The 12,388-nt window shown below is 64.6% G+C and carries 11 protein-coding genes; 5 read left to right on the top strand and 6 right to left on the bottom strand.

What is annotated here, in order from left to right; translation table 11 throughout:
- The first annotated feature begins 99 nt into the window (after positions 1–99).
- The 3 genes from atpD (at position 100) to AC06DU_RS17505 (ending at position 2,897) form a co-directional block, all read left to right on the top strand.
- Positions 100–1,506, top strand: coding sequence for a F0F1 ATP synthase subunit beta (gene atpD, locus AC06DU_RS17515; RefSeq protein ID WP_016901010.1), 1,407 nt, complete (start codon positions 100–102; stop codon positions 1,504–1,506).
- 165 nt (positions 1,507–1,671) lie between these two features.
- On the top strand, positions 1,672–2,094 hold the full coding sequence (locus tag AC06DU_RS17510; protein WP_024938404.1) for a F0F1 ATP synthase subunit epsilon: 423 nt from the start codon (positions 1,672–1,674) through the stop codon (positions 2,092–2,094).
- A gap of 233 nt (positions 2,095–2,327) precedes the next feature.
- Positions 2,328–2,897 carry a chorismate mutase gene (locus tag AC06DU_RS17505; protein WP_434982621.1) on the top strand — a complete coding sequence of 190 codons (570 nt, stop codon included), beginning with the start codon at positions 2,328–2,330 and terminating at the stop codon, positions 2,895–2,897.
- Between the two features lie 42 nt (positions 2,898–2,939).
- Here the strand turns inward: AC06DU_RS17505 and AC06DU_RS17500 are convergent, their stop codons facing one another.
- Positions 2,940–3,323, bottom strand: coding sequence for a GtrA family protein (locus AC06DU_RS17500; RefSeq protein ID WP_016901007.1), 384 nt, complete (start codon positions 3,321–3,323; stop codon positions 2,940–2,942).
- Between the two features lie 145 nt (positions 3,324–3,468).
- On the opposite strand from AC06DU_RS17500, the gene glmU reads away from it, so the two are divergent.
- Positions 3,469–4,833 carry a bifunctional UDP-N-acetylglucosamine diphosphorylase/glucosamine-1-phosphate N-acetyltransferase GlmU gene (gene glmU, locus AC06DU_RS17495; protein WP_184433383.1) on the top strand — a complete coding sequence of 455 codons (1,365 nt, stop codon included), beginning with the start codon at positions 3,469–3,471 and terminating at the stop codon, positions 4,831–4,833.
- Positions 4,834–4,939: 106 nt separating this feature from the next.
- Positions 4,940–5,914, top strand: a complete 975-nt coding sequence (locus AC06DU_RS17490) for a right-handed parallel beta-helix repeat-containing protein (RefSeq protein ID WP_478202919.1) — start codon at positions 4,940–4,942, stop codon at positions 5,912–5,914.
- Here the strand turns inward: AC06DU_RS17490 and AC06DU_RS17485 are convergent.
- The 5 genes from AC06DU_RS17485 to AC06DU_RS17465 form a co-directional block, all read right to left on the bottom strand.
- Positions 5,911–7,263, bottom strand: a complete 1,353-nt coding sequence (locus tag AC06DU_RS17485; protein WP_046344461.1) for a sensor histidine kinase — start codon at positions 7,261–7,263, stop codon at positions 5,911–5,913. The genes AC06DU_RS17490 and AC06DU_RS17485 overlap by 4 nt on opposite strands.
- Positions 7,264–7,271: 8 nt before the next feature.
- A complete protein-coding gene (locus AC06DU_RS17480) occupies positions 7,272–8,615 on the bottom strand; it encodes a sigma-54-dependent transcriptional regulator (protein WP_053054038.1) in 1,344 nt (447 codons plus the stop codon).
- A gap of 424 nt (positions 8,616–9,039) precedes the next feature.
- Positions 9,040–10,272, bottom strand: a complete 1,233-nt coding sequence (locus AC06DU_RS17475; RefSeq protein ID WP_478204448.1) for an ABC transporter permease — start codon at positions 10,270–10,272, stop codon at positions 9,040–9,042.
- Between the two features lie 53 nt (positions 10,273–10,325).
- A complete protein-coding gene (locus tag AC06DU_RS17470) occupies positions 10,326–11,627 on the bottom strand; it encodes an ABC transporter permease (RefSeq protein ID WP_478202918.1) in 1,302 nt (433 codons plus the stop codon).
- Positions 11,628–11,638: 11 nt separating this feature from the next.
- Complete coding sequence (locus AC06DU_RS17465; RefSeq protein WP_166770220.1) at positions 11,639–12,358, bottom strand: ABC transporter ATP-binding protein; 720 nt, start codon at positions 12,356–12,358, stop codon at positions 11,639–11,641.
- Positions 12,359–12,388 lie beyond the last annotated feature (30 nt).

The raw sequence follows: 12,388 nt of genomic DNA, 5'->3' as shown, positions 1-12,388 counted from the left end.
GGGAATGGTCGAAGCAGCAGCACTTGATCTTCCCATTCCCGACTCCCGTTTCCCTATTCCCGACACAAGAATCGAACAGACATTAGTGGAGTTATCCAAATGAGTCAGGGCAAGATCGTTCAGATCATCGGCGCGGTCGTCGACGTCGAATTCCAGCGCAATGAAGTGCCGAAGGTCTATCACGCGTTGAAGGTCGAAGGCACCGAAATCACCCTGGAAGTGCAGCAGCAGCTCGGCGATGGCGTGGTGCGCACGATTGCGCTCGGCTCCACCGACGGCCTGAAGCGCAACCTGCTGGCCACCAACACCGAGCGCGCGATTTCGGTGCCGGTCGGTGCCGGGACGCTGGGCCGCATCATGGACGTGCTGGGTCGTCCGATCGACGAAGCCGGCGACGTGCAGGCATCGGACCATTGGGAAATCCATCGCGCTGCGCCGTCGTATGAAGACCAGTCCTCCAGCACCGAGCTGCTGGAAACCGGCATCAAGGTCATCGACCTGATGTGCCCGTTCGCCAAGGGCGGCAAGGTTGGCCTGTTCGGCGGCGCCGGCGTCGGCAAGACCGTCAACATGATGGAACTGATCAACAACATCGCCAAGGCGCACTCGGGTCTGTCCGTGTTTGCCGGCGTGGGCGAGCGTACCCGTGAGGGCAACGACTTCTACCACGAGATGAAAGACTCCAACGTGCTGGACAAGGTCGCGATGGTGTACGGCCAGATGAACGAGCCGCCGGGCAACCGTCTGCGCGTTGCGCTGACCGGCCTGACCATGGCTGAGTACTTCCGCGACGAGAAGGACGAGAACGGCAAGGGCAAGGACGTGCTGTTGTTCGTGGACAACATCTACCGCTACACGCTGGCCGGTACCGAAGTGTCCGCGCTGCTCGGCCGCATGCCGTCGGCAGTGGGCTACCAGCCGACCCTGGCCGAGGAAATGGGCGTGTTGCAGGAGCGCATCACCTCGACCAAGAGCGGTTCGATCACCTCGATCCAGGCCGTGTACGTGCCTGCGGACGACCTGACCGACCCGTCGCCGGCGACCACCTTCGCCCACCTGGACTCCACCGTCACGCTGAGCCGTAACATCGCTTCGCTGGGTATCTACCCGGCGGTGGATCCGCTGGATTCCACCAGCCGCCAGATGGACCCGCTGGTGATCGGCACCGAGCATTACGACACCGCCCAGCGCGTCCAGCAGACCTTGCAGAAGTACAAGGAACTGAAGGACATCATCGCGATCCTGGGCATGGACGAGCTGAGCGAAGAAGACAAGCAGTCGGTGTCGCGCGCACGCAAGATCGAGCGCTTCTTCAGCCAGCCCTTCCACGTGGCCGAAGTGTTCACCGGCTCGCCGGGCAAGTACGTCTCGCTGAAGGACACCATCCGCGGCTTCAAGGCGATCTGCGACGGCGAGTACGACCACCTGCCGGAGCAGGCGTTCTACATGGTCGGCAGCATCGAAGAAGCCGTCGAGAAAGCCAACAAGATGAGCGCCAAGGCCTGATGGATTCCAGCCGCTGTGCGGCTGGAATCGGAATCGGGAATTGGGAATCGTAAAGGCGGGTTGTAGGCGAGTCGGAGTGCGGGAACCAGGAAGCGTGCGCAGCCAGGCGCTCTTCCCATTCCCGAATCCCGATTGCCGATTCCCCGCCTCACAGAGTGAGGCACCATGAGCACTATCCGTTGCGACATCGTCAGCGCCGAGAAGGAAATCTTCCACGGTGAGGCGACGCTGGTCGTGGCTACCGGCGAGTTGGGTGAGCTGGGCATCGCGCCCAAGCACGCACCGCTGATCACGCGCCTGAAGCCGGGCAAGGTGGTGGTCACCACCGCCAGCGGCGAACAGCTGGACTTCGCCATTTCCGGTGGCATTTTGGAAGTGCAGCCGCAGGTGGTGACCGTGCTGGTCGACACCGCGGTGCGCGCGCAGGACATCGACGAAGCTGCCGTGCGCAAGGTCAAGGAAGAGGCCGAGCGTCTGCTGGCCAACCGTGGCGACACGGTGGATGTGGCCGATGCGCAGCGTCGGCTCGCCGAGGCGACCGTGCAGCTGCAGGCACTGGAACGCCTGCGTCGCAACCTCAAGCACTAAGCACGCGGGCGTGCGCGCATTTGGTAGCGCACGCAGACGTGATACCCGATGCAGCGCCGCACGCCGGTGTGGACTGGAAACGCCGACCTCAGGGTCGGCGTTTTCGTTTCTGGAGCTGCGCGTGCGTGGCGCCGCCCCCATGCCTGGGGACAGCAGGCACACTGCCTGCCTTGTGCCGTGCCGCCGGTTGCAGGCGGCGCAGCCTCTCACTCACGCACGTCGAGGAACACCCGATGACCCGCACGATCGATGGCTTTCGTAGTTATGCGCTGAGCGGCCTGCTGGCCGTGGCGATGCTGGGGTGCGCGCTGCCGGCCCGCAGCCAGCCGCCGCTGGATCCGCTGCTGGATCGCATCGTGCAACGCAATGCCATCGGCGATGCGGTGGCGCTGAGCAAGTGGGACAGCGGCAAGCCGGTGCTGGACCAGACCCGCGAGGCGGCGGTGCTGCAGAGCGTGCGCGAGCAAGCGCCTGCGCATGGGCTGGAGGCCGACGATGCGGCGCGTTTCTTCGCGGCGCAGATCGAGGCCAACAAGGCGGTGCAATACGCGCTGTTGCACCACTGGCGCGAACGCGGACGCGCGCCGGACACGGCGCGTCCGGATCTGGCGATCCTGCGCACGCGTCTGGATCAACTGCAAGGTCAATTGCTCGACGCACTGGCCGAGGTCGCGCCGGCACGTGCAGCGCCGCAATGCGCGACCAGCACCGCGCGTGCGGCGGCCCATTACGCCGCGCAATGGCAGCTGGACGCGCTGCATCGTGCGGCACTGGTGAGAAGCCTAGGCGATTTCTGCCACTGATACGCGCCGGGTCCGACACTGCCCGGGCTCAGGGACGCTCGCTCAGCGATACACCACGTGCCGGCCCAGGAAAAACGACACGATCGCCAGGCCGCCTTCCACCAGCGGTTTGGCCAGCCAGGCCTGGCGCAGGCCGACCAGATCCACCGTTGCCGACAACAGCCAGGTGCTGATGAGTGTCAGCGCCAGCCACATCAGCGCAAAGCGGCGAAAACGCGGCCAGCCCAGACGTGCGCCGCCTTCCTGGGCAAAGGTGTAGCGGCCGTTGAGCCAGAAGCCCAGCACCGCGCCGCTGATCCGCCCGAGCAGATTGGCAGGCACGGCCGGCATGCCGGCCGCGGTGGCGGCGATGAAGATGCCGCAGTCCACCGCCAGCTGCAGGGCGCCAATGATCATGAATTGGCTGCCTTGGCGGAACAGACTCATGCAGGCCGTGTCATCGTGGAAGGGCGCTCATGCTAACGGCAGCGGCGCTTGAAAAGTGTCATCGTCGCGCGTGCTGCGGGCAGGACACGACGCACTGCTTGGACAGCGACTAGAATTTGGCTCTCCCATGTTCTGGAACGCTTCGATGACTCTGCCCCTGCACGTCGTGATCCTGGCCGCGGGCGAGGGCAAGCGCATGCGCTCGTCCCTGCCCAAGGTGCTGCAGCCGCTGGCGGGCCAGCCGATGCTGGCACATGTGATCGCCACGGCGCGGCAGCTGCAGCCGGCAGCGATCCATGTGGTGCACGGGCACGGCGGCGAGCAGGTGCAGGCGGCGTTTGCCGCGCAGAGCGATCTGCACTGGGCCGAGCAACGGCAGCAACTGGGCACCGGGCATGCAGTGCAGCAGGCGATGGATGCGATTCCGGATGCGGCCACGGTGCTGGTGCTGTACGGCGATGTGCCGCTGATCCAGTCCCAGGACCTGCTGCAGCTGCTGCACGCACCCGGGCGCATGGCGGTGCTGGTGGCCGATGTGCCCAATCCCACCGGCTACGGCCGCATCCTGCGCGATGCCGAGGGCAAGGTCGCCGCGATCGTCGAGCAGAAGGATGCCAACGACGAGCAGCGCCGCATCCGCACCATCAACACCGGCATCCTCACTGCCGAGTCCACGGCGCTGCGCCGCTGGCTGGCCGGTCTGTCCAACGAGAATGCGCAAGGAGAGTTCTATCTCACCGACGTGTTTGCCAGCGCCGCCGCCGATTTCACCCCGGCCGACATGGTGCATGTGGCCGACGTGCAGGATGTGGAAGGCGCCAACGACCCCTGGCAACTGGCGCAGCTGGAACGCGCCTGGCAGCTGCGTGCCGCCCGTGCGCTTTGCCTGCAGGGCGTGCGCATGGCCGACCCGGCGCGCGTGGAGCAGCGCGGCACGGTGACGGTGGGCAGCGACGTGCAGCTGGATATCGACGTGATCCTGGAAGGCGATGTGACGCTGGGCGATGGCGTGGTGGTCGGTCCGTTCGTGCGCCTGCGCGATGTGACGCTCGGCGCCGGTACGCAGGTACGCGCACATTGCGATCTGGAAGGCGTGGTGACGGAAGGGGCGGTGCAGATCGGTCCGTTCGCGCGGCTGCGTCCTGGCACCGTGCTGGCCGATGGCGTGCATATCGGCAACTTTGTCGAGACCAAGAAGGTCACGATGGGCGTGGGCAGCAAAGCCAACCATCTGACCTACCTGGGCGATGCGGTGATCGGCAGCAAGGTCAACATCGGTGCCGGCACCATCACCTGCAACTACGATGGCGTGAACAAGTCGCAGACCAGCATCGGCGATGGCGCCTTTGTCGGTTCCAACAGCGCACTGGTGGCACCGATCGAGATCGGCGCCATGGCCACCATCGGCGCGGGCTCGGTGATCACCCGCGATGCGCCTGCCGGGCAGCTCAGCGTCACGCGTGCGCGTCAGACCGTGGTCGAAGGCTGGCAACGCCCGACCAAGAAGTAGCCTGCCTGCAGGCCTGCGGCCTGGCTGCATGTCGCTGCAGCGCGCACAGCTGCTGTAAAGCGATGCCATGCATAGGCTATGCCCGTCACGATGGCTCAGGAGGTGCATGGTGCGAACGCCGCGTTGCGTGTTGCTGGTGACATGGCTGCTGCTATTGGCGGCAATGCTGCCAGTTGCGGCCCATGCGCAGACCTACCGGCTGTATCTGGCGCCGGACGGCAACGATGCGGCGGCAGGCACCAGCGCAACGACCGCGTTGCGGAGTCTGGCGGCCGCCCAGCAGCGGCTGTTGGAGCAGCGGCCCAGCGGTGCGGTGGACGTGGTGATCGCTGCAGGCACGTATCTGCGGCAGTCGGTGCAATGGACGTTCACCAACGGGGCGCCCATTCGCTTCATCGCCGCGTCCGACGCTGCCGCGCCACCGTGGTTCGACGGGCGCGGTGGCGCGACCTGGTTCACGCTGAAGGGCGGCGGCGATGCTGCCACCCGGCTGACCTTCACCGGGTTGAAGGTCAGCAATTACTGGATGGCGATGGACCTGGGCAGCAGCAAGCGCAGCGTGGACGGCAACAGCGGCAACATCATCCGCAACATGACCTTCGAGCGGATCGGCGGTGTCCATGGCAGCAGCAGTGAGGCCGCCTATTCGTTCGCGGCGATCCGCCTGCAGAACTCGCGCGACAACCGCATCGAACGCAATCGCTTCGTATCGATCGAAAACGACACCCGGACCTCGGGTTTCGTGCACGCGATCTACCTGGCACGCCACTCGTCCGGCAACCGCATCGAAGGCAATACCTTCACCGACGTCAACGGCGATGCCGTGCGTACCCGCGATGCCTCCGACAACACCTACGTGGCGTCCAACCGTTTCGTCCGGGCCGGCAAGTACGCGGCCTTTTCGGACTGGATCAAGCCCGATGGCGAATGTCCGTCGCAAGGCGGGAAGTTTGTCGACAACACCGTGGGAGCCGGCTATTACGGCGCCATCGCCGCCACCCGCACCAGCGGTGCCGACGATGCCTGTGGTGCGTTGAAACAACCGCGGATCCAAGAGCGCGGAACGATGCGCGGCAACTAGCCGGCTGCCGCAGCCGGCAGCAGCAAGGTGACGCACAACCCGCCGTGTTCGCGGTTATGCAGCGAGATGCGCCCGCCGTGTGCTTCGGCGATCTCGCGGGTGAGCGCAAGCCCGAGCCCGGTGCCATTGCGCTTGGTCGAGTAGAACGGCATCAGTGCGTTATGCAGCACGGCCTCGTTCATGCCGTTGCCGCGGTCCAGCACTTCGATCCGCAGCCATTGCGGCACACGCGTAACGCGCACGGCGACATCGCTGTTGGGCGGCTGCGCTTCGCTGCAGGCTTCGTGCGCGTTCTTGAGCAGGTTGAGCAGCGCCTGCTCGATCTGCGCGGCATCGATGCGGCTGGAGACATCGTTCAGTGCGCCCTGCAGCTGAAACGGAATCTGCTGCCGCAAACGCTCCAGGAACGGTGCCCATTCGATGGTCTGCAACTGTGGCTGCGGCAACTTGGCAAAGCGGGCGTAGCCGCGGATGAAGCCTTCCAGATGACGTGCGCGTTCTTCGATGGTCTCGAACACCGTGCCGAGCCGGTCGGTGCGTTCGCGGCGCAGCAACTCGGCACCGGAATGCGCCAGCGAGGCGATCGGCGCGAGCGAGTTGTTCAATTCATGGCTGATCACCCGGATGACCTTCTTCCAGGTCTGCACTTCCTGGCGCCGCAGTTCGGTGGTGAGGGTGCGGATCAGCAGCAGCTCGTGACCGCGTCCGTTGAGATGGAAACTGCGGCGTGACAGGTGATAGATCTGCTCGTCGTCTTCGTCATCGCCGTCCTCGCGGACCGCAAACAGGCAATCGCCGCCGCGGGCCAGCGCATCGCGCAGTTCGCCGGGCATGCGCGCCAGCACGTCGTCCAGGTGCTGGCCTTCGAGCTTGCGGCCATCGTGCAGCAGCTTGCGTGCGGCGTTGTTGGAAAAGCCGATGCGGCGCACGCCATCGCCACCGGCCACCACCAGCAGCATCGCCACCGGGGTGTTCTGCAGCATGGTGTCGAGCATCAGTTCGCGCTGCACCAGGTTGCGCCGTTGCGCGCGCAGCACCTCGCCCAGTTCCGCGTGCGCCTGCACCAGCTGCGCCAGCTCGTCGTTGCCGCGCCAGTACACGCCGAAGTTGTATTCGCCATCGCGGTAGCTGCTGGTGGTGCCGGCCAGCGCACGGAACAGCGAGCGCATTGGCGCAGTGGCGCGGCTGAGGCTGAACCACATCGCCGACAGCAGCACGACTACCGACACCGCGGCCACTTGCCAGCCACGGTCCATCCAGTACGCCATGAACCAGGGCAGCGCGGCGGCCAGCGCCAGCACCGGCAACAGCCGCAGGAACAGCGAGAACGTGAAGGAACGTTGCCACATGTCGGGAATCATTCCGAAGTGATGCCGTAGCGGTCCATGCGCCGGTACAGCGCCTGCCTGCTCAGCCCCAGCTCGGCAGCGGCCTGGGCGATGACGCCCTGCGCGCGCGCCAGTGCCTGCTCGATACGGGCGCGATCCGGCTCGCCGGTTGCCGGCGCGGCCGGGCGCGACGCGGCTGCGCGCGGCAGGTTCAGATCGCCGGCCTCGATGCGCACGCCTTGCGCAAGCAGCGACGCGCGTTGCAGCACATTGCGCAGCTCGCGCACGTTGCCGGGCCAGGCGTGCCGCTGCAAGGCATCACGCGCCTGCGTGGACAAGGGTTTTTCGCCGGCCAGGAAGTGCTCGGCCAACGGCCCGATATCGCCGGGGCGTTCGGCCAGGGCGGGCAGCGCGATTTCCACCGTGTTGAGGCGGTAGTACAGGTCTTCGCGGAAGCTGCCATCGCGAATCATGGCCTGCAGGTCGGCATTGGTGGCGCTGATCACGCGCACCTTGGCGTGGCGTTCGCGGTTGGAGCCCAGGCGCTCGTAGCGGCCGGTTTCCAGCACGCGCAGCAGCTTCATCTGCCCGGCCAGCGGCAGGTTGCCGATTTCGTCCAGAAACAGCGTGCCGCCATCGGCGGCTTCGAACTTGCCTTCGCGCGCCTTGTTGGCGCCGGTATACGCGCCGGCTTCGGCGCCGAATAGTTCGGCTTCGATCAATTCGCCCGGCAATGCGCCGCAATTGAGCGCAATGAACGGGCCGTGTTTGGCCGGTGAGTTGGCCTGGATGATCTCGGCGATCTTCTCCTTGCCGCTGCCGTTGGGGCCGGTGATCAGCACCGGCAGATCCGAGCGTGCGACCTGGCAGGCGAGCGCGATCGCGCGTTCGCTGGCGGGGTCGGCGAACACCGCGCCACGCAGGTCGTAACGTTGGGTCAGCTGCTCGCGACCGCGCCGCTCGCGCTCGCGCCGACGTTCCAGCTCACGGCGCGCTTCGGACAGCTCCAGCAGGTTGTTGACCGTGGTCAGCAGCTTGGTGTCGTCCCAAGGCTTGGCGATGTAGTCGGCCGCACCGGCCTTGACCAGGCCCACCGCGCTGCCCAGGTGGGTCCAGGCGGTGAGCAGGATCACCGGCAAATCTGGGTGGCGCTGACGGATCTGGGTGAACAGCGCTTCGCCTTCCTCGCCGGAGGTGGTGTCGGCGGTGAAGTTCATGTCCTGGATCACCAGGTCGAACCCCTGCTCGTCCAGCAGCGCCAACCCGGCCTGCGGCGAGTGCGCATGCCGCGCCTCGATATCGTGCAGCGAGAACAGCACCTCCAGCGCAGTGGCCACAGCGGTGTTGTCGTCGATGATCAGGATCTGCGGCATCGCGGTGCTCGGTGAAAGGCGCGGGAGGGAAGGGCTATCAGAACAGGATTCGGCGCGTGGCGGAACTGTGCGGGCAATAGGGAGGGCGTGCGACTGACAGGCCTTTGCCAGACGGAGCTGATTCCGGCAATGCCGTGATGGTCTGATCGGTGCGACGAGGTTGGCAGCGGGCGTGCGTCGATGCCGAGCTCAAGCGAAGGTCCCGGCGCAACGCTGGCTATCAGCACGGGGCAGGCGCCTGCGACACAGGCGCCTTGGTAGACAGGGCGGTGGTGACGGAATCGGCATTGCCCGGGCGGCCGACGGCAAAGTCGCTTGTAGCGATGCTGCCATCGCGCAGGATCTGCGCAACATGGCCGTGTGCCGTGTGCCGTGTGCCGCGTGTCAGCGGGTCGACAGCGACCGCTGACGCGCAGCGTGCGCATCACGCGCTGCGTGTGGCCACCGCCGGCGGCACCATCGCGGCACGCCGTGCGGGCCAGTACACGGCGATCTGGCCCAGCGCCCAGAGCAACAGTGCGCCGATCGGCAGATACAGCACCGGCAGGCGCGGCAATTCGTAGCGGGCCATCAGCCAGACATTGATCGAGTACGCCAGCAACATGCCGAGCACGATGCCGACTGAGGCCAGCAGAAAATTCTCGATCTGGAAGTAGCGCAGGATCTGGCCGCGTGTCGCACCCAGTGCACGGCGGATGCCAATCTGCTTGGTGCGTTGCTGCACCCAGAAGCTGGCCAGGCCGACGATGCCCAGCGCGGTGACGATCAGTAGTGCGATACAGACTGCACCAAGTAACCAGACCATCGCGCGGTCGTTCTGGAAGTATTCCTCGCGGATCTCGCTATAGGTCTGTTGCTTCAGCACCAGCCGGCTGTTGTCCAGCTTCATCAATGCGGCGACCGCAGATTGCAACACCTCTGCGCGACGCGTCTGATCGGTCACACGGAGCATGTACTGGCCTGAGGTGTAATCGATGCGGATTGGCAGCAGCATCGAGTAATTGCTCTGGTTGACGCCATTGGAATTGCTGTTGTTGGGGCGTGCCAGTGTCTGCACGATGCCGATGATGTGTAACGCCGTCTCGCCCGCGTAAATTGTCTTGCCCAACGCAGGTTGGATCGGGAACAGTTTGTCGGCCATGGTCTGCGCGATGATCACCGAAATGCCTTTTTTATCGAGAGACCTGTCGTTATTCGCCTGCTCCATATCAATGATTTCGTTTGCAGTGAAATCCCTGCCTGCCACCAGTTGCAGGCCAAGCGTGCTCACAGCACTTTCGCCCGACATGTATTGCGCAGCATTGAGCGTCTGACGTTCTTGCTCTCGGGTCAGGGAGATGCTGCTGTTCCAGGAATAATTGACGAAGGGAATCTGATTGATTGCTGTCGCCCCGCGCACACCGGGCAGGCTGCGCAGCGCTGCCAGATCCTCACGCGTGCGCGCTTCTGCGTTGACCTGGGTGCCGATGCCTCCCAATTGGATGCTGACCAGTTCTGATTCGGCGATGCCGCTGGGCTGCTGCAGCGTTTCAATGCGGTTGCCGATCAGAAACATGGCATTGCAGATGATCGCGCAGGCCAGTGCGATCTCGAGCACGATCAGTGCTGCTGCGGTCTTGTGACGGCGCAACGTGGAAATGATGGGGCGGATGTCCATGGGTGGTACCTTCGATAAGAGGCGTGCCCGCCGCAGCGCGGCGGGCGTGGTGGTCAGGACGCTTTGAGCTGCAGTGCGGGCGCAACCTGGATGGCGCGCCAGGACGGCAGCAAGCCGGCCAATAGGCTGGCAACCAGCGCCAATGCGAAGGTGAGCAACAGCATCTTTGGATCCAGGTGCGCAAGCTTGGCGTAGTCGACAGGTTGTTGGCGCACCACCCACAAGCCCAACCATGCCAGCCCAAGCCCTGTAATACCGCCCGCAAGTCCGATGGTTCCGGCTTCGACCAGACACTGCGCAAAGATGGCGCCGCGTGAGGCGCCAAGGGCGCGACGCACACCGATCTCGCCACTGCGGCGCAGGAACTTGGCTAGCAACAGACCAACGGTATTAAGCAGGCACACCAGTAGAAAGCCCATCGCCAGCCACAGCTGCAGGCGAACGTCGCCAGGAACCACTTCCTTATAATCCAGCCACTCCATCACGTTACGCAGGCGGGTATTGTTCGGACGTTCGAAACGCCCTGCAGCGCGCTGCTGATCGGAGTAGTTATCCAGATAGGCCTTGTAGTCGCCAGCCTGCGCTGGGCTATCCAGCTCCACCCAGTACTGCATCCAGGTGCAGGACGCGTTGAGCGCGGTTTGATCACTGTTGTCGCTCTTGCCGTAGCAATTCATACCGCCGTAATGGTCCATCTTCAGATCTATCGCCACGGAAAACGGCAGATACACCTGTTCGTTCGAGCCATAGCTATTGCTGAGATCGTAAAAGCGCGGATTGGCTTTCCAGTCAGCGAGAACGCCAACGATGCGGAAGGTGTTCTTGTCCATGCGCAAATCGCGGCCGATGCTGTTGCCGCCGTCGAACAGCTTGTCGTTGAGTTCCCGGGTGATTACCGCAACGCGCTCGTGCGCCTCGTCGCTACTTGCTGACCAGCCTTGGCCATACAGGAAAGGCGTTTCGAACATCGGGAAGAAATCGGCCGAGGTAAAGCGAACTTCTGATTTGAAGGCGGTCATGCCGCTCTTGTCTGGCTCGATCGCCACTCTTCCGCCGGTCATCAGCGCCTGGCGTTTTGCGTGCTTTTCACGCAGCAGCGCTTCGGCATCGAAGCGAGTGACCTGGTCGCCTGGCTCTTCTCCCGGCTGGTATCCGGCCTTGGGGTATGGATCCACCAGGACGCTAAACAGCCGGTCGCTCTTTTGCGGGATCGGATCACCGGACAGCACATAGAACACCGTCAGGGTGGTCATGCTGGCGCCGATGCCGAGTGCGATGGCCAGCACCATCAGCGCGGTGAGCACCTTGTTGCGGCGGAAGCTGCGTAAGGCAAGATTCAAGTAGTAGCCGAACATGGATGTGCCTCTTACTCGGCCAGGGCGGCGGCGCTGTCGCGCGCGCGCATCAGGGTGGGGTTGCGTTCCAGGTCGGTGGCCTGGCCGTCGACGATATGCACGTTGCGCTGCGCGCGTGCGGCCAGTTCCGGGTCGTGGGTGACCATGACGATGGTGGTGCCCTGGCTGTTGATCTCTTCCAGCAGTTCCATCACCCCGCGTGCCATCTGCGAGTCCAGGTTGCCGGTGGGTTCGTCGGCCAGCAACAGGCGCGGGCTGCCGGCCAGCGCACGCGCGATGGCGGCACGCTGCTGCTGGCCACCGGACAGCTCGGTGGGGTAGTGCTTCAAGCGCGAGCCCAGGCCGACCTTGGTCAAGGCTTCTTCGATGCGCTGCTTGCGCTCGGCCGCGGCCATGCCGCGATAGCGCAGCGGCACATCGACGTTGTCGAACAGGTTGAGATCGGGAATCAGATTGAAGCCCTGGAAGATGAAACCGATCTTGCGGTTGCGCAAGCGCGAACGCGCGTCGTCGGACAGGTGGCTGACGTCTTCGCCGTCGAGCAGGTACTGCCCGCTGGTGAAGGTCTCCAGCAGCCCGGCCAGGTTGAGGAAGGTGGTCTTGCCCGAGCCGGAGGGGCCGGTGACCGCAACGAATTCGCCTTCGCGCACATGCAGGTCCAGCGAGCGCAGCGCGTGCGTTTCCACCTGTTCGGTGCGGAAGACCTTGGAGACCGATTGCATCTTGAGCATTGCCGATTCCTTTACGAATGAGGTGTGTGC

It is taken from the genome of Xanthomonas sp. NCPPB 3200, from assembly GCF_056393585.1.
The sequence above is the reverse complement of the archived record's forward strand: the minus strand, read 5'-3'. Positions and strand labels throughout refer to the sequence as shown.